17 protein-coding genes are annotated in these 25,534 nt (G+C 46.2%); 7 read left to right on the plus strand and 10 right to left on the minus strand.

Annotated features, from left to right (window positions below; translation table 11 throughout):
• Positions 1 to 50: 50 nt before the first annotated feature.
• Positions 51 to 509, plus strand: coding sequence for a hypothetical protein (locus H3H32_RS30960; protein ID WP_182459604.1), 459 nt, complete (start codon positions 51 to 53; stop codon positions 507 to 509).
• A gap of 622 nt (positions 510 to 1,131) precedes the next feature.
• Here the strand turns inward: H3H32_RS30960 and H3H32_RS30965 are convergent.
• The 8 genes from H3H32_RS30965 to msrA all read right to left on the minus strand — a co-directional run bounded on the left by H3H32_RS30965 (position 1,132) and on the right by msrA (position 12,807).
• Complete coding sequence (locus tag H3H32_RS30965; RefSeq protein WP_182459605.1) at positions 1,132 to 1,491, minus strand: hypothetical protein; 360 nt, start codon at positions 1,489 to 1,491, stop codon at positions 1,132 to 1,134.
• A 110-nt stretch (positions 1,492 to 1,601) separates the two neighbouring features.
• Positions 1,602 to 4,916 carry a coiled-coil domain-containing protein gene (locus H3H32_RS30970; RefSeq protein ID WP_182459606.1) on the minus strand — a complete coding sequence of 1,105 codons (3,315 nt, stop codon included), beginning with the start codon at positions 4,914 to 4,916 and terminating at the stop codon, positions 1,602 to 1,604.
• Positions 4,917 to 5,915: 999 nt separating this feature from the next.
• Positions 5,916 to 7,334, minus strand: coding sequence for a DUF6371 domain-containing protein (locus H3H32_RS30975; RefSeq protein WP_182459607.1), 1,419 nt, complete (start codon positions 7,332 to 7,334; stop codon positions 5,916 to 5,918).
• Positions 7,335 to 7,441: 107 nt separating this feature from the next.
• Entirely contained in the window at positions 7,442 to 9,034 is a 1,593-nt protein-coding gene (locus H3H32_RS30980) for a hypothetical protein (RefSeq protein ID WP_182459608.1), read from the minus strand.
• A gap of 58 nt (positions 9,035 to 9,092) precedes the next feature.
• Positions 9,093 to 9,455, minus strand: a complete 363-nt coding sequence (locus H3H32_RS30985) for a helix-turn-helix domain-containing protein (protein ID WP_182459609.1) — start codon at positions 9,453 to 9,455, stop codon at positions 9,093 to 9,095.
• 92 nt (positions 9,456 to 9,547) lie between these two features.
• The gene (locus H3H32_RS30990) at positions 9,548 to 10,945 is read right to left on the minus strand and encodes a hypothetical protein (protein ID WP_182459610.1); all 1,398 of its coding nucleotides are present in this window, start codon (positions 10,943 to 10,945) and stop codon (positions 9,548 to 9,550) included.
• A 10-nt stretch (positions 10,946 to 10,955) separates the two neighbouring features.
• Positions 10,956 to 12,089, minus strand: coding sequence for a site-specific integrase (locus H3H32_RS30995; protein WP_182459611.1), 1,134 nt, complete (start codon positions 12,087 to 12,089; stop codon positions 10,956 to 10,958).
• Positions 12,090 to 12,240: 151 nt separating this feature from the next.
• The gene (gene msrA / locus H3H32_RS31000) at positions 12,241 to 12,807 is read right to left on the minus strand and encodes a peptide-methionine (S)-S-oxide reductase MsrA (RefSeq protein ID WP_182459612.1); all 567 of its coding nucleotides are present in this window, start codon (positions 12,805 to 12,807) and stop codon (positions 12,241 to 12,243) included.
• Between the two features lie 112 nt (positions 12,808 to 12,919).
• Here msrA and H3H32_RS31005 point away from each other — a divergent pair, with 112 nt between their 5' ends.
• From H3H32_RS31005 to H3H32_RS31015, 3 genes are all read left to right on the plus strand, one after another.
• Positions 12,920 to 13,801 (plus strand): PPK2 family polyphosphate kinase, encoded by an 882-nt coding sequence (locus H3H32_RS31005; RefSeq protein WP_182464537.1) that lies wholly within the window; start codon positions 12,920 to 12,922, stop codon positions 13,799 to 13,801.
• 190 nt (positions 13,802 to 13,991) lie between these two features.
• The gene (locus H3H32_RS31010) at positions 13,992 to 16,424 is read left to right on the plus strand and encodes a TonB-dependent receptor (RefSeq protein ID WP_182459613.1); all 2,433 of its coding nucleotides are present in this window, start codon (positions 13,992 to 13,994) and stop codon (positions 16,422 to 16,424) included.
• Positions 16,424 to 17,329, plus strand: coding sequence for a DUF4249 domain-containing protein (locus H3H32_RS31015; protein ID WP_182459614.1), 906 nt, complete (start codon positions 16,424 to 16,426; stop codon positions 17,327 to 17,329). The genes H3H32_RS31010 and H3H32_RS31015 overlap by 1 nt, the downstream gene beginning before the upstream one ends.
• Before the next feature lie 96 nt (positions 17,330 to 17,425).
• On the opposite strand, the gene H3H32_RS31020 is transcribed toward H3H32_RS31015, so the two are convergent.
• Together H3H32_RS31020 and H3H32_RS31025 are read right to left on the minus strand one after the other, a co-directional pair.
• Entirely contained in the window at positions 17,426 to 20,989 is a 3,564-nt protein-coding gene (locus tag H3H32_RS31020; RefSeq protein ID WP_182459615.1) for a CRTAC1 family protein, read from the minus strand.
• Positions 20,990 to 21,096: 107 nt separating this feature from the next.
• Positions 21,097 to 22,656, minus strand: a complete 1,560-nt coding sequence (locus H3H32_RS31025; RefSeq protein ID WP_182459616.1) for a polysaccharide biosynthesis C-terminal domain-containing protein — start codon at positions 22,654 to 22,656, stop codon at positions 21,097 to 21,099.
• Positions 22,657 to 22,817: 161 nt separating this feature from the next.
• Here H3H32_RS31025 and purH point away from each other — a divergent pair, with 161 nt between their 5' ends.
• The 3 genes from purH (at position 22,818) to gatC (ending at position 25,528) form a co-directional block, all read left to right on the plus strand.
• Positions 22,818 to 24,362: a bifunctional phosphoribosylaminoimidazolecarboxamide formyltransferase/IMP cyclohydrolase gene (gene purH, locus H3H32_RS31030; RefSeq protein ID WP_182459617.1), complete on the plus strand. Its 1,545-nt coding sequence runs from the start codon at positions 22,818 to 22,820 to the stop codon at positions 24,360 to 24,362.
• A gap of 100 nt (positions 24,363 to 24,462) precedes the next feature.
• Positions 24,463 to 25,194 carry a lysophospholipid acyltransferase family protein gene (locus tag H3H32_RS31035; protein WP_182459618.1) on the plus strand — a complete coding sequence of 244 codons (732 nt, stop codon included), beginning with the start codon at positions 24,463 to 24,465 and terminating at the stop codon, positions 25,192 to 25,194.
• A gap of 46 nt (positions 25,195 to 25,240) precedes the next feature.
• The gene (gene gatC, locus H3H32_RS31040) at positions 25,241 to 25,528 is read left to right on the plus strand and encodes an Asp-tRNA(Asn)/Glu-tRNA(Gln) amidotransferase subunit GatC (protein WP_182459619.1); all 288 of its coding nucleotides are present in this window, start codon (positions 25,241 to 25,243) and stop codon (positions 25,526 to 25,528) included.
• Positions 25,529 to 25,534: the final 6 nt, after the last annotated feature.

Raw genomic sequence — 25,534 nt, forward strand, 5'->3', positions numbered from 1 at the left:
TTTGCACAGAGAGTTGTTAATAAAGTCAAAGTCTAATCGACCTGTATTACATGAGATGCCGAAAGAGCAGCGCTATTCATCAGGCAGAAGGAGACGTAAATAAGGGCGTGAGAGCAACAAAGAGCATAGACCTTGATACAACGCAACCCGCTACACGTAAGCGGCTGTATAGGGCTATTCGTGCCCTTCCTGCCGGAACGTATGCTGTTGACCTAATCCGCAAACGTTGGCGGGTTGGTGATGGTCAGCGTGGGTATTACTGGAGTTACCTGGTTGTTGAGGTTGGCAGGCTTATTCGGATGGATAGAGACAAAACCGATAAGGTACTGAATGCGCTGTTTCTATGTGAGCAATGCGAAATTGCTGGCCAGGTCGTTACCGTTGTTCGCTCCCTTTCCGATCTGGACCCCCCGGGCGCAGCTCAATACTTTGATGAAATAGCCGCATGGGTTTATAATAATTACCGGGTTCGTCTGACTCCCCCCGATCCAGCCAAAAGAAAGCATTGATCAATCGATCACTTTTATAATTATATAATAATCATGGGTGGAAAATAATAGAGGGGGGTAGTAGTTGCTACCCTTTTCTTTTTTTGCGCATAGAGTCGAATAAACTCCATTGTCATCCCCAAACATTTCCTACGATCAACGATCTGTGGTTTTACATATAGACAGACACCTATGGGAGAAAGCTCCTCATATCGCGTTTATTCGCTTTGTCAGCCTTGACTTAATCAAAAGGGCATTTGCAGAAAGCTATTGCTTCGTACTTTCTTTAATTTTAGTCCGCAACCAGTCAACTATTGAGTTGTGCGTCTCATAGCCATACATACCAAGTAAGTAGGCTAGTATCACGGCTAATATATCCAGACATAGAGATAAATTAAACATACCTTGTGTTGGGTTTGATTGACTAGTGATTAGTACATCTACTAGCTAATTGCTTTCGCTCTACATTCTCCATATGTGCGGACAGTACCGGTCCGCGCTCCTGACTGGTTAAGGCTTTGTAAAACCACGCCCTACGCTTGCCTAGAGCTGTTTCAACATCCTCGCCCAATCGAACTTTGATCAGTAGCCGGTCTAGCTCCCTCTGCTTTTGCTCTTCACTCAGTTGAGGTACTTCCATCGGTTAGTTTTGTCGAGCAATAGGGCCGACAGCATTGGTAGCTATGTCTACAGCCTGCTTTGCAACATCACGAAGGCCAATGTTATCCGCCAACAACAAGGCATGGTCTCCGGTCAGATCTATGTTTTGGGCCTCAACCAACTCTAACCGTTTCTCCATTATCGCATACTGTAGCCGGTAATAACCAATTGAGTGGTCAGGATCATAAGCATAGGCCCTTTTTACCAGTGAGTGAAGAATGGGCTTTTTAGACAACTTCTGATCAAGGTAATCCTGGTAGGAGATCGCATAGTCTTCAACGGCATTCTGCCGAAAGAGCCTAAGCATGGTTTCAAATGGCAGTCCGGCAAGGTCAGGACGCATAGATGCGATTCTTGCCCTTAAATAAGTACGCTCAGCGCGTTTTAATAATTTAGTAAGGTAATTCATCATCTGGAGTAAAAAATGCCTTAAAACGAATTTATGAAATAAATTTAACTATCTGCTCTTACCTCAGCTTGTTTTACATCTCGTTGCACTCGGGTTATTTGATCAACACCAACACGGATATTAACGCCCTGCATTCCCTTGATGATGGCGTTTGTGATCGCTTCGGTTTCTAGGCTGGTCGCTACGCCACCGTAAGCAAACTTTGGTACGGCGTGAGATATATCGAAGGTTCGACCAATAGATGGTCTAATGCCTGGGAAAGCACGCCCATTATTATTGCTGGAGTTGATGGCTGACAATAACGCGTAATTCTCGGCGGTAGACTTCTTATTGATGATGGCCTCTCCGCCTTCCAGTTCAATATTCCGATTGCCCAGGCGGTACTTTATGCCACCCTCGGCGTGGGATGGACCCTCCAAATAGCCACCTTTGGCGAATTTGCCAGACTGGTTGTCAATGACTACTTGTTGCGCAACTACTTGAGCCGCAATAAAAGCCGTTGCAATAGCACCACCAATTGGACCCAGCTCTGCAAACGCTTTAGTGATGGCCAGGGCGCCATTGATTAAATTCTGGGCAGTAGCAATCTTCGCTTTTTTCTGGTTTGCCTTTTTCTCGACATCGTCTTTCTTTTTCTGATACTCTGCTTCGATCTTGGCACGAGCATCAGCAGTCAATGCGACACTAGATAGCTCTGCCTGATAGCGTTGATCTAAAGCTGAGGTTTGACTAGCTACCTGCGCATCAACAATACTAGTCAGCGTTGATATCGCCTGATTTGCGATATCAACCACCTGCTCAGATAACTTCTTGCGATACTCTTCATTAGCCTTTAAGCGCTTATTATTGTAATCGTCCTCAATTGCTTGGATCGCCTTTGCATCACCTTTAGCTGCATCAATTTTCTGCTGCCGCTCAATCGCCAGATTGTCCAACAGAACTTTCAACTGAGCTTTAGATCCGTCTCGAAGGATAAGCAACTTAGCATCATTGATCGCTTTCTCGTTAGTTAGGTCTGCCTCGGCAATCTGTTTATTCAGTTCCTTTCGGGCGGCAATCGCTTTATCCTTAATCGCTTCCTGATGAACTTCATATTCTTTATCACTTAGTTGATTATACTTCTTCTCAATTTCTAATAGATCAAGCTGGACCTTTTCTTCTAGGTCAATTCGCTGCGTAGCTACATCTCGCTCATTGGACAGACTTTGATCGCCTAGGTCTAGTTGGATTTGAAGCTTTTGATTTGCCAAATCAGATTCACGACCAACTAGACTCTTTTCATACTCTAAGCGAGCGTCAGATGCTGCTCTAGCGGCTGTGTTAGCTACATTACCAATCTCAATCTGCAAATCATTGTAAGCATTTTTGTACTGTTCTTCCGTCAATAGCCTGTCTTTCAGATTTTGCTTAAGCTGGGTTTCTCGCTGCAATAATGCCTGTTGCTGCTTGATCCTTTCAGCGTTAATACTTTCAAGGTGCAAGTCCAATTCTTCTTTGGTGCCTTTCCGGGTTAGGGCTAACGTCGAGTTAATTTCAGCTATCTTCACGGAATAGACGATTTCAGCCACTTTCTGGGCAGTTTGTTTGGTCGCTTCCAGAATCTCAGCGTCCGCCTGCGTCTGAATTAGTTTACGTTGAGCGGCTGCCCCTCGTCCTGCCTCAACGGCTACTTTCTCAGCATTTGCTTTGGCTTGAATGAGTACAATGGTTCGTTTGAGAATTTCGGCTTCAATCTCAACCGTATCTTCCCCGTTCTTCTTGGCCTGAACTAACGCTTCTTCGGCAATAGCTACTTTTTCAGCCTCTATCTTTCTAGCATTTTCTAGCGCCTTTGCTGCTCCCTCAGCCTCAATTGAGTTTAATTGATTCTGCAGTTCGGTTCGCTCGCCAATTCGATTCTTAGCGATCTCATCTAACTTAGCCTGCTCCTCTGATACTTTCAGTCGATACTCCCGGTTGCCTTGATTTTGTTTCGCTTCATCCTCGGCAAGTTTTACCCGTTTTTTCTGCAATGCCTCTTCTGCATTTTGGATCTTCTGACTCTCAGCAAAAGCAGCCTTGGCCGCAGTTGATCGCTTTTGAGTTGATTTGGTGGCGTCCTCTGCAATCTGTTTCTGGCGCTCGATATACTTTTCACTCCGCGCCCGCTCCGTGTTTAGCTTAATTTCCTCCTCTTTGATCTGAATGCTAAGGTCGGCCAGTTTAGCACCCGCGTCATAAGCGTTCTTTAATTTGGTAGCTGCGCCTACTGCGCCAGTTCCTAGCTGAACGACTCCATCGGCCAGTTTGCCAAAGTCCTTTTGTTTGAGTGCGTCGATAATAACGCCAACAGCCTTAAATCGATTAATGATGCTGTTGACAATGGCACTGCCAAAGTCTTTGACCGCCTGCGTTGGATTATCCCATGCATTGGCTAACGCTTCGCCAACAGCAATTACTTTGCTACTAATTGCCGATAGGATAGATGAAAAGCCTGCAGTCGCCCTGGCTAAGAAATCCATTCCCTTTTGACTCTTGGTCAGGATAATATAGAGTCCGCTGAGGAGGGCAATGATTGGAACCGCTGTTAACGCAATCAACGCCCCTCGGCTCGTAAAGATGGACTTCGCAAATAGTCCGGCTCCCTGAGCGCCTGACTTAAACGATTCGACCGTCTGGCCAACATTGAACCCTAAAATATCAATATCACCAATGTAGTCCTTGAGCGTTTTTTTAGAATTGTCAATCGTGCGTTGGTGCTTCTCCTCCTGCCGGGTCAGATCTGCCTCCAGGGCCAACAGCTTGCCGCCAACATTGATATCCTCCCGTTGGGCCTGACTTAGCCCACTGTACAACATGCGGAGTTCGGCAATACTTTCGCCTAATGTATCAATACTAGAAACATTAGCTTTGATACTAGCCTCCTCTACTTTGAACTGATCAGAAAGCTCCTGTATGCGATCACTTACGGCTTTGGTCAAGGTGATGTGTTCTTCTTGAGCAGCGGTCAGCTCACGAAAGAAAGGAATGGCTGTTTTGAGCGATTGGCTAACTCCCTTTGTGATTACTTCTGCTTTCTTCTGGGTATCAGCATAACTTTTTATGGTTGCTTCTCCCTTCTTTACTTCTTCCTTAGCAGCTTTGATCTGAGTCTCAATAGCCCGTTGAGACTCGGCGTACTGGCGAGCTGTGATAATACCCTTGTCAAATTCTGCTTTGGTTGCTTTGGCTTCCGCTTTTAGGCGGATCAGCGCTTCCCGGTTAGCCAGTACCTTTTCTTTGACCTGCTCCTCAGACACTTTAATCTGAATCAGGACAATATTTTCTTCTCCCATGGTGCCATTTATATAGACCTTGTTATTAGCAATATAATTATTCACTGCCTAATTATCAGTAAGTTAAAGGGGAAAGGTATAGGGGGATTTATGTCAATTGAATATTATAGTATTCGACAAAATGCCTAGAACCATACCCGCGTAATGACCCCCATAAAATCTTTTATTCACTCCAGGCGTAGGTCAGATAGTTAATGTCCCGTGTTTATACGGGTAAGAAAAATCTTCCCAAGGCTGAGGAGGCAAGAATGATTTGAAAATGATTTGATCAATACGACGTTCTCACTGTTTTCTCACTGTATTTAGTCAAGGTCGATACCCTATATACGTGCGTGTGTGACTGAGGCAAAGAATTCAATCGATGAGGCTTGGCCCTCCTATAGCAATCCTCCCTGGACTGGGGCTTTAAAACTTTGGCTGGCCAGAATCACAGTTTTTTTAACGAGTAAGAAAAACTTCCTAACGCGCCCGGGCGTGACCGAGGCAAAAAACGAAGGGTGCGGCCTATTCGCGTTTATACGGGTAAGAAAAATCTTCAAAGCCTTCATCATAGGCGTGCGCGTGACTGAGGCCCAAAACGAGGGAAAGGCTCAGATCGCCATATATACGCGTAATGACCCCCAAAAAATCTTCTGTTGCGCTCTATGCGTGTAATGATGCTAGAAAAACCTTCAGTGATCTACACGGGCGTTTACGGGTAAGAAAAATTTACTCAGACTCATGCATGTATATTGACCGTAGAAAAGCCTTGCTCGCTCTCATTGCGTGTGCGCGTGACTGAGGCAAAAAAGGTCGGAGTAGTCAGCAATAACAGGGAAATTATACCCAAAAGGTTAACAATTGTTAACATTCAATGCCCATATAAGCAGCTGACTGTTTCGTCTTTTGCTGCCGAAATACCAACATTTACCAACATTCTAGCCCCTTTTATGAGTAAGAAAAACTTTCCTGGTCGTCACTAACGCGTACGCGGGTGACTGACTCCGGAAACTCCGAAAAGTCGGTTTTCTAAGAGACTCGTTACATCCAATATACCAATGTAATCTACGACTGGCTAAACTGATACAACGGAAGGTTATCAGATAAAAGCCCTAAAGCATATGCATAAAGTTCACGTCGAATACTAGGGATTAGGGTAGGGTAACTTACTCCATTTTCTCTGGTTTCGAGCCAGTCATCGGGGCAAGTTTCGCAAGGCTCAAACGTGAGAACTTCTCCAAAAACTTTTTCTCCGTTTGGAAAAGTAAGAATAGGTCTTGTATTGGCAATTGGCCTTAATAGATAATCAGCCAGATCCAAGCCTTTGGCCCTGTCCTCGTCGGTTGCCCGTTGCTCTAAAAAATCGCTTACAGTAAGGGAAAACCCTTTAGCTCTTAATTCCTCAGCTTTGCTTAACCAGCCTTTATTGACTTGGCCTTTCTCGTTAGCTAAATCATAATAGGCATTTAAATCAGGGAATAGCGCAATCTTACGACCCTTCAAGGGGGCCAGACGATCAGCGTTCAGATATGACTTTCCACCAACTGCCATCCAAATAAAGTCAGGGAAATAATGACTGCATAGTATTGCGGTCTTGGGAGCTTCGACAATAGCTATTGGCTTTTCAACAGGAGCAGTTTTTAGTTGTGGTAACCCAAACAGACATGGTGATTTCTCGACTGCATTTTGCCCATCCATATACGCCGTTAGCCATTCGGGATAAGGTAGGTTATTTTCCCTAAGTCGGTGCGCCAGCGCTGAATGTACCCAACTGGTTTTGCTGCGGGTTTCGCCCTGATGATCTTTGTATTTGGCCGTGTGAAAATCATCGCCGAATAGTTTGATTTGTCCACCCCGTTTACGGTTCTGCTCATCAATGTACCAGAATACGCAGGCTCCTGGCCATCGACTGGAGGTGCCAATAAGAAAGCGTTCCAGTAAAGCATTCGCCGTTTCTTGACCTAAGTGGAGCTTGAGCAATCTAGCGAGTTGATTGCGGTCATAGTGTCCAAGAGAAGCTTTGTAGATGTCCTCAGGAATACAAAATACCTGCGGTGGCTCGACTACTGGTGATGCATCACGGTCAGGTTTGTCAAATATAAAGGCGGCTACCTTTTCAGCCTGTTCGGAGCTAGCGCCCTCCATTTGCATCAAACATTGAATGAAGCCATTCCTGGGAATACCGTTACGCTTCTGTTTGCCAGCTATCCGGAACCAATCTTTAGGGATATGGCCAATACCCTCAACGGCTTTTTGCTCATCATGGTAGGATAGACCCGACGTACCTTTGTGATATGGGCTGAGGTGATAACCGCAATTGCTTTCCCTATCACATCGGCCGTATGTATCTGGTAAAGGGTCGCCTGTCTGGGTATCAATGTATCGACTAAGTGTTCGGCGGTGTTTGGGGCCACACTCGGGACAATCGCCTTTTACGGCCTTTTTTGGCAATTTATACCGGAAGGAATTAATGAGAGTTGGCATGAATGGAGGGGGAAGAGGGGAAGAGGTTTACATTGTACCGGGACTCCCCCCCGTGGGGGGGGGGGGTGTTGGCTTGTAATAGAATACTGTTCCCCTCTTCCCCTATTTTAGGGTTTAGATTCGAGTATAAATGAGGGGTTTTTGTTACTGGAGCCAAGCTTGAACTTCCATCCCTGACTATCTGAATATCGCTTGATCCACTCTGTAAACCGGCGTGATGGCAGCTCCTTTTCAGACATTCCAGCAAACTGCCTAAATTCAGTTAATAGCTGAGGTCGATTGTAAGATTGGTTTGGTTGTAACCCTGTTTCTTCGTGAGTCGTGACCCATGTAAAGAACTCATCACTAGTTGTCTGAATAAGCCGGTTTGCGCTGACATTATGAGTCTTATAGGGAACAAGTCCATTTTTCATGTAGAGGTAAACACACTCAACCATAAATCGATCAAAGCGCGCCCATTCGTCGGCATCCCATTCGTCAGCAAAAAACTCGCAGCCGTGTATATCCCGTATAGGTTGAGCCCCGGGCTTTATCAACTTTTTGTAGTAGTCAGAGAACTCTAAAATGAATTGGCGCCGAATATTGGAGGAGCCTTCATTATTGGGTGCCGTGTTGGTACAGATAACCAGTTTTGGTCCCTCTCGCGCGGGAATCGTAAAGGATGGCTGATTCTTCTTCTCAATTGTCCACCCACCGGTTAAAATTGAAAAGAAGCGATCAAAGCTGAAATTGTTTTTTACGTCATCAAGCCACACAAAACGATCTGACCTGTTTACCGCTTGGAGACTGAACTGATGATCTGGGTCAAACTTCTTTCCGTCGATATAGGCCCCCGGTCTTATCTGTTTGGCTGCATTTACCCATACACCTTTACCCGTTCCACCTTGTGGCTTTGCTTTGTCTGTCAGTTCTTCATCACAGCAGATAATAGCCTGTCCTTCTGAAGGTCGGTTATAGGAGTGTAATATATAGCCTAAAGCGGTTCGTGAGGCTAAAATGCGTTCTGGCTCATCATTGCAAGTGTTAGCTACGAAATGCGCGAAGTGGCACTCTGTAGTGAGCTCTGGCTTGTACTTACGTTGAATGACCTGACTTTTCCAAAGGCAGACATTTCCGAGTGTTGAGTAGGATTTTAAATCAATCCCCTCTTTTGTGACGCGTATAATACCATTCAAAAAAGGCAGATAACACGTTGTCGCATCGTCCTGAAGTATTGGCTTTAAATGGGTTTGTAGTCCTTGCAGGGTTTTGTCGTTAAAAAGGGAATTGTTCGTCCAGTGTAGCCGGTCCGTCCGCTTTGAATAAAGGACAGAGTATTTGTCCGTCTTTATAACTTCCTGGTTCCTATCAACGTACTCCCTGATGCTATCTCGCATATTTACAGGCAGTACTTCACTAATCAAGTTGTGCTCGTCCTGTAGAAAGAATACGCTTTTGCCATCCGGATTATATTTCTTATAGTAGCCCTGCCTATCAAGCCGATCAAAAAGGCCATTCAGATAGATTCCCGAAAAAAGCCAGCGCTCTATCTTGCTGTTGTATTTAAACAGCCATATATCAAAAGCCTCTTCGTAGTTGGGTTCTAATACGACTATTTCAGAGCCTGGTAGTTGATCAATTTCATCTACAAGATTTGCTGCATGTCCTATAAAATCCTCTACAAAAGATATACCTTTGTCCTGCTGGAAGTTAGTCATCATAAAATCAATGTTTAGCCGCCTTCGGTTGCCCCCGTTGGCGGTTTTGTTTTGGGTGGGATTAGGCTGTGGTAACGCTAGATTGGTTTCGACTACGTGTCGGGTGCTGACGCGCTAGTGCTTCTATTTCGGCAGTTGTCTTACGTCCCTTCTCTTTTAGCCAGGAATCAATCTCTGACTTTAAGAATAAAAGGTGCTTACCGTCGTGCTTGTGAGGTACGGCGCGACGACTCACCCAGCCATAGACTGTAGTTGGAGCTGGCTTGGCAGGATGGTACTTACAAAACTCTTCGAGGTTGAACCATTTGTCTGGTTCTGAAGTGGAGCTATCTCGCTCAGCGAGGGCTTTTTTTAAAATGCCTACCTCATTGATAAGGTAATTTAGCGCGGCAGGAACTTGGTCGAATGACGTAATTGCTTCCATTGCAACAAGTGTTTTCGTATAACTTGCTGCAATAGTATAGGGGTGTTTAGTAGGGTTACAATACGGTTATAGTTTACCTTACTACAACCCTACTAAAATTTTGAATATTTTTTTGTGTTTCGTCTGATAGGCGCAATTCTTAGTTTCCCATCAACAATTTCTACCAAGGCTATTGGGCTTTTGCATTCCTTCCCATTGGTTGATATTATTCCGTTTAGGTAGGCTGGAGTAAAGTCTTTATTGCTCTTCTGGCGTAAGTCATAGTATTGAAAATTGCGCAGTAGCCATTGCTCAACCTCAATCTTCGAGTGACCTGTCATTACAGAATTATCATAAAGCTCCTTAAATAGAAATGCGAGCTTGTTCCCATTTTCTTTGAATAGCAATTTTTCCTGTCCGTTCTGCTCTCCTCTGAGTAGGTTCATTAAGGCGTTTTCTGCAGCATCTGGGAAAAACGGACTCAACACTTCGTATAGATTCGTAATGATATCCGTTCTAATAGTCAGAAAGCCTTCATTATGATTCTTGCTTTCTATTGAATTAGCATTAATAGATTTCCCTTGAACTATATTAGAATGTTTCGGAATATATCCTTCAAAGTATTCCTTTTCATTCTTTAGCCATTCACCAATAATCTTAACGTATTGAGCTTCGCGTTTGGAGAATCTATTAAGTAAGGCTTTCTGTTTGACACGGTGGGCTTCACGAAACAGGTCAGCATGATGTGAATTTTTGTCTTGAATTAATCCAGCCTCAATAAGTTTCTCAGATTCGGCGGCAGCTAGAGTTCGTTCTGTCTTTTCTAACAACCATCCTAATAATTGCTTTCTAGTTTTGAATCGGACCCTAAATTTTTTTGTATAGGGGTTGTGAACTCCATTTTCAATTAGAATTGGGAGCGGATTCCGGTAATCGTCCTTTAAATGAGAAAAGGGCTTAAGCTCGAACGGAAAAAAAGTAAGCCATTTCTGATAAGTATTAAAAAGCTCGTTAAGGTCAACGTCTTCAATAGCATCTTCTGTTTTGGGCAATATAAAATCAAGCAAAGCCTCTACTTTATCTCGATTGGAAAGTTTGACTTCATTTTCAAGGTAAAATGCTAGAGCATGGATATATATATCTAAGCCCAAAGCAGGTTTGCCTAGGCTTTCAATAATGTAGTCGATATAATTCGTGATCTCATCAAACCAATCTGGCTTATTTAAATGCTGGGATATATGGTGCTGCGTAAAGGAAAACCGATATACAATATCGAGGGCAGCCCCTTCATATATGTAATCTTCAAGATTGAAAGATGGGAGTGCAATTAATTGTTGAAACTGCTCGCTATTGCTTAGTAAGGACTCAAAGTAAGCCTCTGCAAAATTCAAGACATCTTTATGATATGAACAGGAGTTTGGGAAGTTTTCTGGCTCCTGGTAATTCTCCATGACTTCTGGCGCGTACGGGCGTACTGGTCTCCCCGGATATTTTGTAAATGGGCCTTCCATAAATCACTTTTTAGATGATCAACTTAATCTTTTCCGCGGCTTCACGCTTTGCCTTATCTACCACCTTAGCGTATATCTGGGTCGTACTTATATCCCGATGCCCGAGCATTTTAGAAATGGTATAAAGGTCAGTGCCGAGTGATAATTGCAGCGTAGCGAACGTATGTCGAAAGGCGTGGAAGGTAATGTTCCGGGTAATGCCAGCCCTCAGGCACCATTGCTGCAGTTTAAGGTTCTGCCAGGCCGAGTAAGCCAGATTGGGGAAAACTTTTTCAGAGCCTATAGCTCGGTCACCAAGCAGTGCGTAGGCTGAATCAGACATTGGTAGGGTTTCAACACCCTCAGTCTTTTTCTGGGTAAACCGTAGTGAATGTTCGCCTTCACTAGTGTATACCTCCGACCAATTGAGCTTTTCGATATCGCTATAGCGAAGCCCAGTCATAGCAGAGAACAAAGCTGCCCGTTTTAGGTCCTGCAAATCGCAATCTGCCTTAGCCAAAGCCTGAAGTTCGGCCATGGTCAAAAATTCGCGCTGGGTTTCCTTGACCGCTAATCGCTTAACCCGCTCGCCTGGATTAAACTCTAGGACCTTGGCATCGACTGCCCGCTTCAGCGCCGTTTTAAATATGGTGAAATAGCCAACGGCCGAATTATGGGAAAGCTCACCCTTGCCAGAGCGGACGGTGTTAAGCGTTTTGGCCGTGGTGAGGTATTGGCGAAACTGCTTGCAGAAATCCTCGGTCACATCATTGGCCAGTAGCTTGCCTTCACTAAAGTGTTCCAGGTGTTGATAAACACTCATCCAATTATTTCGGCTGCCAAGACTACGCTTTTGCTTTTCCGTTTCAGCCTGCCCCTTGAACCAAGTTAGAAAATCAGCATTGGCTACTGCCTTATTTAAAAAGCCGTAGTGTCCGCTCTGAATGGCGAGCTGCCGCTGAGCGCAAATGTTTTCGCCTAATAAGCGGGTTTCTTTATTGTGCCTCCTCTCCAGATCAATTCGTGGCTTTTCATACACGTATAACCCTAAGAACTCCCGGCGTGTGGGCTTTCCTGTCTCAGGGTGAGGGATAGCCGGGTAGAAGTCAAGGTAGAGGCTTTTGCGTCCGTCGTTGATTGGCTTCTCGCGCAGGGTGACTTTCATTTGTACCTTCAGTAATGTTGCTTGTATCCCGGATACGTCAAAGGTACAGATTATAACTAAACAAGTCTATAGCAAACTAGTAGTAAGTGGAAATATAGGCAACAAAAAAGCCCCATTTTCAGGGGCTTAGGGTATTTTTTTACTAGTTGCCTTAGTTTTGTAAAGCAGGTTTCAATTTCTCTTTGAAAACCTTGCGGAACTTGTCTACTTTGGGCGCAACTACGAACGCGCAATAGCCTTGGTTAGGATTATTGGCAAAATAGCTCTGGTGGTAAGCTTCGGCTTCGTAGAACGTTTCGGCGGGGGTAATTTCCGTTACGATTGGCTTATCATAAGCGCCTGATTTATCTAGTTCCGCTTTGGCTGTTTCGGCCAGTTGCTTTTGTTCATCGTTATGATAAAAAATCACAGACCGATACTGCGTACCAATGTCGTTGCCCTGACGATTCAATGACGTTGGGTCGTGGCTCCGGAAAAAGGCTTCCAGCATTTCCTGATACGTGATTTTGCTGGGGTCATACGTGATTTCTACACACTCGGCATGGCCAGTTTCACCAGTGCAAACCTCTTTATACGTAGGATTGACTTTATGACCACCTTCGTAGCCCGATACGGCATCAATAACCCCATCCAGCGATTCATAAAGGGCTTCTGTACACCAGAAACAGCCTGTTCCAAATGTTGCTTTGGCCAGATTGGCCGATTGATTTGTCGTCATAAATCGTAATTCTATAAACCTCCTGGGTTTTGCAAACCTTATAGGTTTTATTCGGTTAATTTGCCTGACTAATTAACAGTACTTACTCGCGTAAAGTTTGCGCCAACTGCCTGTGAAAGACTTCAAAATCGATCGATTCCGCCATGATGGCGACAAATCATTTAAACTGAAAAAAGAGCCGACCAAAGTAGATGACCTCTATGAAGACGACGCTCATTATGAGGCCTTACTTCGGCAGCAGGCAGCAGAAATTGATAAGTGGCAGGAGCGGATGTATGCCCACAATCGCTATGGATTGGTGGTTGTGTTTCAGGCATTGGATGCTGCCGGAAAAGATGGAACCATTCAGCATGTATTTACGGGTACCAATCCGGCTGGCGTTCGGGTCTATTCATTCAAACGCCCGACGGACCAGGAACTTGATCACGATTTTTTATGGCGTAGCTGGCGCGAACTGCCCGAACGCGGCATGATCGGGATTTTTAATCGGTCGTATTATGAAGAAGTATTGGTGACGAAAGTTCACCCTGAAATCCTGACACTGAGTCAGCGATTACCCGAAAAAGCGACCGAAGATTTAGATAAACTCTTTAAGCATCGCTACGAAGCCATTCGGGATATGGAGCAGTTTCTGTACCGAAATGGCTTTCCAACGGTTAAGTTTTATCTGCACGTTTCGAAAGAAGAACAGGCCGATCGGCTGATTGCCCGGATTCAGGATCAGGAGAAAAACTGGAAATTTGAGGAGGGTGATGTCAAAGAGCGGGATTTCTGGGACGATTATCAGGAGGCTTATGAAACCTGCATTTCTGAAACGGCTACCGATAATTCCCCCTGGTACGTTATCCCCGCCGATGATAAAAAGAATATGCGGTTACTGGTAGGTCGAATTATCATCGAAGAACTCAAAAAACTGCCGATTACCAATCCTGAGCCAGACGAAAAACGCTTTAAAGAATTACAGAAACTAATTGCGGTTATTAAGGCTCAGTAAGTAGCGCGGACGGTCCACCGCAACGGTGGACCGTCCGCGCTACTTATTGGTTTTGTCCAATGGCAACTACCGTTCAGCGCCTGTTTTAGCTACTTTATCTAATTTTTGCCTAACCTTAATAGGAGTAGACATACTTTTGCGTTAACAATCTGAACCGCCATTTCTGGATAGGCGGTCTATAACTAACGCAATGAAACATAGTTCTATACACTGGTTATACGGTCTACTACTGATTTGTCTGCCTCTCCAAAGCAGTCTGGCACAAGGCTCACTAACGACGAATACCATTGGTAAAGGGCAGGAAAAAGGTGCCCGATCTGCTGGCTTCACAGTAAGTGGGTATATTAAAGATGCGACTAATGGCGAGGGCCTGATTGGGGTATCGGTTTATGTAAAAGAAACCAGCACCGGGGCCGTCACAAATAGCTATGGATTCTTCGCAGTCACGTTACCAGCAGGTACTTATAACGTTGTGATCAGCTACGTTGGTTACGAAAAACAGACCAAAGTAGTTGACCTGACTGCGCATGACGTTCGCCTTGATCTTGAACTGAAACAGGAGGGAAAGCAGCTTCAGGAGGTTGTTGTTTCGACAACACGTGAAGACGACAACGTCAAGAATATTGAAATGAGCGTCAACAAGATTGACGTGAAAACGCTGAAACGGATTCCGGCGCTGTTAGGGGAAGTTGACGTAATCAGAAGTATTCAATTGTTGCCTGGCGTATCGACAGTAGGTGAGGGGGCCACTGGGTTCAACGTTCGGGGCGGCAGTATCGACCAGAATCTGGTGCTGCTGGACGAAGCTCCGGTTTATAATTCATCCCACTTGTTTGGTTTCTTCTCGGTTTTTAATCCCGATGCGGTAAAAGATGTAAAGCTGATTAAAGGTGGTATTCCCTCAAACTATGGCGGACGGATTGCCTCAATTCTGGATGTTCGTCTGAAAGAAGGGAATGCCAAGAAACCAGAGGTAAATGGCGGAATTGGCCTGATATTTAGTCGATTGTCGTATGAGCGCCCACTGTTCAAGGGCAAAGGATCGTTCATTGTGGCCGCCCGTCGTTCATATGCCGATATTCTGGCTCAGCCTTTTTTGAACAGCGATCTAAAAGGAGCGAAATTCTATTTTTACGATCTGACGGCGAAAGGCAATTACCACATCAACGATAAAAATACCGTCTTTTTATCGGGCTATCTAGGCCGCGATGTATTCGGGTCAGATTTTGGATTCAACTGGGGCAACACTACGCTTTCTGCCCGCTGGAATCACGTATTTAGTAATCGCCTGTTTCTGAACACAACGGCTTATTACAGCAACTACGATTATTCGCTGAACACCGACCTGAAACAGAAAACGCCAAACGACTATTTCAAAACGGATTCCCGTATTCTGGATTATAGTATCAAACCTGATTTCTCCTTTTTTCTGGGTAAGAACACGATCACCTTTGGCGGACAGGCCATCGTGCATGACTTCCAGCCCGGTACCGCTACGGCCGCCAGTGCGGGAAGCGTTCGCTCGTTCGGGATTGCGAATAAACATGCCCTCGAAAGCGCGCTTTACATTGGTAACGAGCAGCAAACAACGCCTAAACTGCAACTCCAGTACGGGCTGCGGTATTCCCTCTTTCAGTACAAAGGACCGGGTGAGGCCTATACATTCCAGACGAATGTGCCGCTCGGAACCCGGCGTGAGGTGGTTACAACAGTGGATTATAAGGGGAGTGATGTCATAAAAACCTATGGAAACTGGGAGCCCCGTTTTGCCGCCAAGTACGATCTGACTGATAACAGCTCACTAAAGCTGAGTTATAATCGGCTGGCGCAGTACATTCACCTGATTTCTAATACCACAGCGTCAACTCCGCTGGATATCTGGACACCCTCGACCAATAATATTAAGCCACAGATTGCAGACCAGATTGCTGGTGGATATTTCAAAAACTTTGGGCGCTCAGGGAATGAATTCGAAGCGTCGGTTGAGGTGTATTACAAATGGTTGCAAAACCAGATTGACTACATCGACGGGGCTAGCCTGATCCTGAATAAATACCTCGAAGGTGATTTGCTGAGTGGAAAAGGCCGGGCTTACGGCGCTGAGTTTTTCGTGAAACGAAACACGGGTGTCGTGAATGGCTGGATTAGCTACACGTTGGCCAAAACCGAACGGCAGGTGGATGGTATCAACAATAACAATTGGTACCCAACCCGGTACGACAAACGCCACACCTTAACCTCGGTGTTGTTGTTCGACCCGCCTAATGCGAAACGCTGGAATTTCTCGGCCACATTTACCTATGCCAGTGGTACGCCCGGTACCTTCCCAACGGGCCGGTTTGTGTTTGATGGGCACGTAGAGCCTATCTACGAAGGCCGCAACAACTACCGGATTCCTGCTTACCACCGGCTCGATCTGGCAGCAACCTTACAAGGACGCAAACGACCCGGCAAACGTAAAGAGGACAACTGGGTTTTCTCGGTTTATAACGCCTACGCGCGTAAAAATGCGTTCTCGGTGTATTTCCAGCCGAACGCCGACAATCCCCAGGTTACTCAGGCCATTCGGTACTCCGTATTTGCGACAATCATTCCTTCGGTGACGTATAATTTCAAATTCTAATGAAATCAATTCTGCTATTTTCACTTCTCGCTGTAGCTATTCTCAGTCTGGATAGCTGCACGACAGTTATTGATGCCCAACTCGATACCGGCCCTGTTCATCTTTCGGTGCAGGGTATTCTGACCAATCAGCCCGGTTCGCAAACGATTATTCTGACGCAGACAGCGGCTTATTTTGATAGTAGTACGCCACCTGCGGCTACCAGTGCAACGGTTACTGTAACAGACGACGCAGGAAAGACGTATCGTTTTCTGGATGCGAAAAATACAGGGTATTATGTGTGGCAGCCAACGGGTAAAGACACACTAGGGCACATTGGCCGGACGTATCAACTTACCATTGGTTATCAGGGTGAAACCTATCGGGCTAGTTCGAAAGTAAATCCGGTTCCACCCATAGACTCGATTATTTTTGTGAAGCGAAAACGGAGTCCGTTATCCAAGATAGAAGGCTACCGGGCGGAGTTTTATGCCAACGATATACCGAACGAAACGGACTATTACCGGGTTCGGTTTTTCCGCAATGGCGAGCTGCAAAATAAACCGAATAACATCATTACGTCGCAGGATGGTGGATTTCGGGGTAACAATAATGGCGTTACAGATGGGCTCACGTTTATTGTACCCATTCGCCGGGCCATCAATCCAGATAGCCTGTATGCGCTGAACGATAACGTGACGGTTGAACTCCATTCGCTAACGCTGGAGGCCATTAACTTCTGGCAGCAGACACGAACGCAGATTACCAACGGGGGGCTATTTGCCACACCACCCGTCAATGTGCCAACCAACATCATTAACGATAATGCCAGCGGCCGAAAAGCCACCGGCTTCTTCATGACATCGGCCGTACGAACGCGGAGCGCTAGCGTAGTACCGGCGAATATCCGAGTTCGGGAAGATTGATTTTTTTTGTCATTTCGACTTCAGGAGAAATCTCAAGCTTGACTAATACGCAATGTTGAGATTTCTCCTGAAGTCGAAATGACAAAAAATATTGACCTACTTCTTTACAAGCTCTTCTCCCGGTAATAACCAAACCCCCCGCGCTGATTGTCCGTAGAACGAAGTTCCGAACGGAATTTCCTGTCGTCGGGTGTGTCCGTTTTTCAGGCGAATCGTAACGGATGTTGCTTTGGTATCTATCGGGGCAAATGTTTGCGGTTGTTGTACGGCAAATACCCGTAACGGACCTCGGTTCTCAGTTACCGCCAGTCGGCAATGACCCTGAGCGTCGGGGAAACTAACCAGCGCTTTGGCATTACCCGGAACAAAGAAGCCAGTTTGGTCCATCGTAAGTGGTGAGAACCCACCTTTGCCATCGCCTTTCAGCACCAGCCCATTAAAGGCATCCATGCGGCCTCCCACCATATCGCTACCGTGTTCATTGCCCACAAGGACAGCGTCCAGATTTCCATCGCCATCAACATCCTGAGCAGTCATGCCAAATAGAGGGGCTGTCTGTGCCATAATTGGTAAAGGCCGAATCTCAAATTTTCCGTTGCCCTTATTTTCAATATAGCTGCTCTGCGTATAATTGGCGGTCAGTTTCAGTGCCTGATTGCGTTCGTCTTCGGTTAAGATCTGACTGATGGTGGCTTGGCCGAAGGGAGCGTATTTGAGGTATCGCTTTTTGATCCCGATCATCTGTTTGATCATATCGTCCCAGCCGAAGTACGGATATTCCTCGTATTGACCTTTGGCGTTTTTGAAATAAACGGTTGGGAATGCGTCGTAGAAACCGTTGTTGTCGAAATCGCCAGCGTAGATACGCACAGGCCGTTCGGTGCTGGCGCGGAGTAGGGTGTTTTGGCCCATATTGCCCGCCAGATAATCTATATCGCCATCGTTGTCGAAATCGCCGGGTGTCAGGGAGTTCCAGAAGCCCAGTTTATCGGACAGGCCACTGTTGTCGAGCGGCTGCAAATGACCTTTGTCATTCTTGAGCATCGTGAGTGGTGCCCATTCGCTGGCCAATAGGAGATCCTCGTCGCCATCATTGTCAAAATCTGTCCAGAGAGCATCACAGGTCAGACCGCCTTTTGCCAGAACTGGAGCTACTTCTTTCGTGACGTCGGTAAAATGAGGTTGCCCTTTTTTGCTGTCGTTACGGAGAATATAACTAGGAACAGCCATCGGGTATTTGTATGGCTCAACCCGACCGCCAACAAATAAATCGAGGTCACCATCTTTGTCGAAGTCAGATGCTTTTACACAGGAAGCATTGAGCTGGAAGTTTGGCAATGCATTGGCATCTAGAGTAAAGTTGCCTTTCCCGTCGTTCACATAAAGCCGATGGCGCAATGCTGCGGCTATTTGGTCGACTGGAAATTCAGGACTTCCGCTAGCGGCATACAAGTCCAGATCGCCATCAGCATCGGCATCGAACAACAGAAGCCCGGCATCTTCGGATAGCTTGGTTGGTAGTGGCTTCAGAACAAAATGCCCATTAGGTTGCTGAAGCAGCAATTCGGTTGAATATTTAGAGCTTCCGCCAACAACCATATCTGCCAAACCATCGCCATTTACATCACCTACGGCTAATGCAGGGCCGTATTCCGTGAGTTTGTGGAGTAAGGTTTTTTGCAGATTGAAGTCAATGATGTCGGTTTCCTCATGCTTGTAGGTGATGCCTAAATCGGCCGTAACGTCTTTCAATAGGGTTTTAGGAGCCGCAACAATCTCATTGGCTTCTCCCGGCTTCGCATCAGTTGCCTTCACTGTAATCGTCTGATCGGCATTGACATCCGGGAAAATCTGGACACGTCCACCCGGCCAGGTTACTTTTAGATTCTTGATGGTCTTGATCTTGCCTAAACCAAGGTGCGCGATGGGTTCAACGCTCGACAGGAAGCCCCGGTACGGCGTATGTTCATAAAATTCTTTTCGGCCATCGGGTAATTCATACTCAACGATGGCTCCCAAACCCATTACATTGGCTCCGTCGCCCTGGAATCGGATGCGGAGATAATGCGCCTGTTCGGATTTTTTATTGGTCAGGGTATTTCGGTAGACGAACGCTTCGTCGTCGATATTATTGACGATGTAATCGAGATCGCCATCACCATCAAAATCGGCATAGGCGGCTCCATTCGCGAAATTTGGTTCACTCAATCCCCAAAGGTCGGTTACGTTCTCAAAAACCGGACCGCCAGAATTACCCCGATTTCGGTACGCATAGTCGCTAACTTTCACTCTGGGTATTTTTTCGGTCAATTCCTTGCGAAGTCCATCGTTCAGGTACGTATTGACGGAGCTGTAATAATTCGTAAAATCGCGGTCGGTTACGTCGCGGGGGAAACCGTTGGTAATTAATAAATCCCGGTAGCCATCGTGGTCAAAATCAGCTAGCAGTGGTGCCCAACTCCATTCGGTTTCGGCTACCCCCGATAGCATACTGATTTCACTAAAAATAGGCATGCCCACGTGCGATGTATCAATAGGTCGTACGCCCTGATTCAGTTGCAGGGTATTACGGGCATACTGATGCTCATAGCCTAGTCTGTCCCACTCCTGATAGGCATAGTAGCTGCTGGGGCCCATCAAACTCTTTTTGCGCAGGTTGTCTTCGGGCAACATATCGACGGCTATAATGTCGGCTAGACCATCGCCGTTAATGTCGGCCACATCATTTCCCATGGCCGATGAACTGGTGTGTTTGAACGACTCGTGTGCGCGATTGGTAAACGTGCCATTGTGATTATTAATGTAGAGCACATCATTCGTCGCGAAATCGTTGGTTACGTAAATGTCTTTCCAGCCATCCCGATTGATATCGCAAATGTTCATGCCGAGTCCATAGCCTTCAGCCAGAACGCCAGCTTGTTTGGTCACATCCGTAAAGAATGCATGACCCCGTTTAGGGTCGAAATCGTTCCGATACAGGCGGTCGGTGTTGACAGAAGTGCCGTCGTCTACTCGTGTACGCAGGTTGTTTGGGTTTTTAGGATCGGCAATCTGATCAACAAGTACGAACAGGTCTAAGTCGCCATCGTTATCGTAGTCGAAAAAGGCAGAGTGCGTTGTAAAGGTTGTATCGGCAACGCCATAATCGACGGCCATTTCCCGGAATTTAGGCGAACCATCTGCATCATTTCCCTGATTGACATACAACAGGTTAGCGCGCTGTACCCCCTTTTTTTTGAGCGTAGTGGATATGTATACATCCAGCTTGCCATCGGCATTGATATCAACAACCGATACGCCCGAGCACCACCGGCCCCCGCCATCAACCCCCGCCGACTGCGTAATGTCTTTGAAGTGCAGTTTGCTATCGGGCGATTCCGTTTCGTTAATGTAGAGTTTGTTCGAAACCTGATTTCCGGCGAAGAACACATCTGGTTTTTGGTCACCATTGAAATCGCCAACACCAACGCCACCACCATTGTATATGTACTGGTAATTAAGAATGTTGAGCGTATCGCTATCAGTAATCGTATTGGCGAAGGTTATACCCGTTTCGGAAGAGTCGAGCCGCTCAAAGAGGGGTTTTTCACGGCATGAAGTAAGTATACACAAGCATGCGATGGGCAACAGCCATGCGCTATTTCGAGAGGTTGGTTTCATGAAAAGGAATGTGCCGTTTTACGGTGGCAGAATAACCAGATTATCTTGCAATTTACCGATAAAAATACACCTCAGATGCAAATCGGGGCATTTTTGTCGGTTTTAAACTACGAATTAATCTTGTCAGGTTTATTCCTGCGATTTCGGAAGCGTACCAGTGCTGGCTGAAACGTATCGCGTTCGATGAAAATGATCAGAATAAGGAAGAGGCCGAATAGAGCCGTATGGACAGGCACAGCCACCCAAAGGTTCGAAATTGGAAAGTGCCAGGATGCGTAAATCAATAAGCCTGCGCCAAGTACATAGCCGATTGCCGAGCCAACATGATAAGGCACCGGATAATACTTTTCACCCAATAGGTAGCAGATCAACATCATAACGAAGCTGGATACGGAAAACGCCACAGCGCAACCCATATACCCTATAACGGGTATCAGCAGCAAATTTAGGCCAATTGTTACAGCAGTTCCAATAACGGTAATCAGCGTGCCGTAGCTCGTTTTGTCGCTCAGTTTAAACCAGAACGAAATGTTGTAATAAACGCCCAGCAGCAGATTGCCCAGCAAAAGTAGCGGCACGACATTGAGGCCAACCCGGTATTCTTTTGACCGCAAAAACAACTGGCCAAGTAAATCAAGATTCAGGCTGACACCAACCCAGATCAGTACGCAAACGATGATAAACCACTTCGTAACATTAGCCAGCAAGGTTGGTGCGTTTTTGTCTTCGGCCTGCGAGAAAAAGAATGGGTCCGCAGCAAACTTGAACGATTGAATCGCCAGCGCCATAAAAACGGATAGTTTCAGGCAGTTCCCATAAATACCTAGCACGGCTTCTGATGATAAGCCGGGATAAAAACCCGCTGGAAGTAAATGGCGTAAGAATAGCCGGTCGGTCAGTAAATTCAGCACGCTTGCCAGATTGGTGAGCATAATCGGGAAGGCATAAGCCAGCAGTGCCCAGCTTTGTGCTTTATCAAACTGGAATCGGAATCCGGTAAATGCTTTTCGGATAATAATAAAGTAAAGAGCGTTGCCGATTAAATTGGCCAGAAAGGTATAGCCAGGACCAATCTTGGGGTTGTAGATTAAATCGGCTATTGGTTGTAATGAGGTGAGGTATTTACCTTCATAAATGTCTTTGGCGAAAATCAGGAAGAAGATATTCAGCGCAACGACAATAACGATGTTCGTAATTTTTGCGCCAACAAACTCGCGGGCTCGATTCTCGACCCGAAGTCGGGCAAAGGGAATCGCCACAATGGCATCAATGGCAACCAGTAGCGCCGACCATTGCACAAATCGCTCCTGGCCAGGATAGTGTAGCCAATTTGTGATGGGCGTGGCCAGACTGTACAGAAGCAGCGAAGATACTACACTGATACAGGCAACAATACTCAATGACTGGTTAAAAATGCGGTTTTTCTCTTCGATAGGCTGATTTTTGGAACGGGCAATAAATCGAAAAAAAGCCGTTTCCAGACCAAGTGTGTACACAACGAGCAATACCCCAATCCAGCCATACAGCTCGACATTGGATGCCATAGCCGATGGTTTTTGGAAGGCGTAGGTTTGAATCGGTACGAGTGCGTAATTGAGTAATCGCCCCAGAATCGTACTAATACCATAAAGCGCTGTATCGCTCGCTAATTTTTTAAACGTACTCATCGATAAAAGAATGTCTGGCCAAGGTTGGCCTGCCGTGTTCGGGCAGACAAAGTTAAGACCTTTGGTTATCTTTGCACTTCAAGTCGAAACAGGCTACCGGCTGTTTCGCATAACTTGTACCTATTCTACTGAAACAGCCGGAGCCTGTTTCGGCCAAGTCCATGTCTCTCAAAATCTCCTCTGCGCTGATTTCCGTTTTTTATAAAGACGGTCTAGAGCCTTTAGTCCGTTTATTAAACGAACAGAACGTCAAACTTTATTCGACGGGTGGTACCCAGGCATTTATCGAGCAACTCGGTATTCCGGTTACGGCCGTTGAAGATCTGACCGGCTATCCGTCTATTTTTGGTGGGCGCGTAAAAACCTTGCACCCAGCCGTTATGGGCGGTCTTTTGTATCGGCGCGACGTTGCTGAAGACGTTGCCCAGGCTGAGCGCCACCAAATTCCGCCCATTGATTTGGCCATCGTGGATTTGTATCCGTTCGAAGAAACTGTTGCCTCCGGCGCATCGGATGAGGACATTATTGAGAAAATCGATATCGGTGGAATCTCGCTGATTCGGGCGGCTGCCAAAAATTACAATGATGTCCTAATTGTATCGTCACGTAGCCAGTACGGTGATGTTGTCGATCTGTTAACCCAGAAAAATGGTGCTACCGATCTGAGCGACCGTCGGGAGTATGCCGGAAAAGCATTCGCCACGACCTCGCACTACGATACGGCTATCCAGTCTTATTTTGCCGGAACAACACAACGTGCGGGTACAACCGGGCCTATTTACGATTTCAAAGCGCTGCCAGCCAATCATCTGCGGTACGGCGAAAACCCGCATCAGCAGGCCACATTCTACGGCGATCTGGAAGCCATGTTCGACAAGCTACACGGAAAGGAGTTGTCTTATAACAACCTGGTTGACGTTGATGCCTGTGTAAGCCTGATCGACGAGTTTGCTGCAGACGAAGCGAAAGCGTTTGCCATTATCAAGCATACCAACGCTTGTGGTATTGCGATAGCACCAACTAGCAAAGAAGCTTATTTGAACGCACTGGCTTGTGATCCGGTTTCCGCTTTTGGTGGTGTGGTTATTACCAATGCGCCGGTCGATCTGGAAACGGCTGAAGAACTGAATAAGCTCTTCATGGAAATTCTGATCGCTCCCGATTACACAACCGAGGCACTAAGCCTACTCAAGTCCAAAAAGAACCGGATTCTGCTAAAACGTAATTCGGTGAATCTGCCAACGGTTATGTTCAAAACGATTTTGAACGGCGTACTAGAGCAGGACAAAGACAATCAGACCGAGGTAACCAGTCAGTTTAAAGTTGTTACGGAGAAAGCGCCAACGGATAGCGAAAATCGGGCGCTGGAATTTGCTCTTAAAGTGTGTAAACACACAAAATCAAATACGATTGTTCTGGCTAAAGAAGGTCAATTGCTGGCCAGCGGTGTTGGACAAACGTCTCGTGTCGATGCATTACGGCAAGCCATCGAAAAAGCGCACTCGTTTGGTTTCGATCTGAACGGATCAGTGATGGCATCCGATGCATTCTTCCCATTCCCCGACTGCGTTGAAATTGCGGGTCAGGCTGGCATTACAGCCGTAGTACAACCCGGTGGCTCTATCCGCGATCAGGACTCGATCGATTATTGCAATCAGCACGGCCTGGCAATGGTTACGACAGGCGTGAGGCATTTTAAACATTAACTTTTTTGTTATGCTGACGAAGGAAGCATCTTGAATTTCCTTACTGACCTATTAGGATGATTTAAGATGCTTCCTTCGTCAGCATGACAAAAGCTACATCATGCGGCTACTCTACACAATCTGGTGCGCTATTTATTTTGTGGCATTGTATATCGTGCTGTTTCCGTTCCAGTTTGTGTTTTTGCAGCGCGAGGCATGGAAGCCTATTGCCCATAAGATCAACTACATCTGGGGGATGTTGTTTTTTATCGGGATTGGTATTCGGGTGCGGGTCGATCGTCGCTTCAAGCCTGATCCGAAGCAGACGTATGTATTTTGTGCGAACCATTTTTCGTACCTGGATATAGCGGCAATGGGCGTAATTGTGAAAAACTACTACGCCTTCGTTGGGAAAAGTGATGTGAAGCACATTCCCTTGCTAGGATATATGTTTGCGAAACTGCACGTTCAGGTAGATCGTAGCCAGCCAAATAGTCGGGCTTATTCGTTAGCGAAGTCGATTCGGACGTTGGCATCGGGACGAAGCATTATGATTTTTCCAGAAGGAGGAATCCGTGCTACTGAACCGCCCCAGATGGTGCCGTTCAAAGATGGTGCGTTCACAATGGCGATTCAGCAACAGGTACCCATTGTGCCCGTTTCGTTGTTGAATAACTACCAGATTCTGCCCGACAAAAGTCCCGTTCGCTTTCATTGGCATCCCTTGCGAGCCGTCATTCATCCACCTATTGACACAACAGGCATGACGCAGGATGATGTAGAACGATTAAAAGAAGAAACGTATAAAATTATAAACGATGAGTTGATGAAGGAAAAGAAAGTAGCTGCATGACCTCGGCGCACACTCAACCACTCAATCACTCAATCACTCATTGACCATGAAAGTCGATCACGAAACTCTTCAGAAAATTGCCCACTTGGCCCGGCTCGAAGTTCGGCCCGAAGAAGAAGCCGACCTGCTTAGCAGCTTGAACGGTGTATTAACCTGGATGGAGCAACTTAACGAAATAGATACAACAGGCGTTGAGCCGTTAACGCACATCTCCGCTGAAACCAATGTGTTACGGGAGGATGTGGTAGGCAATCACTTGTCTCGCGAGAAGGCGCTGGCCAACGCTCCTCAGCACGACGAGCAGTTTTTTGAAGTGCCCAAGGTGTTGGAATAAAAGAGA

Source organism: Spirosoma foliorum, from assembly GCF_014117325.1.
GTDB lineage: Bacteria > Bacteroidota > Bacteroidia > Cytophagales > Spirosomataceae > Spirosoma > Spirosoma foliorum.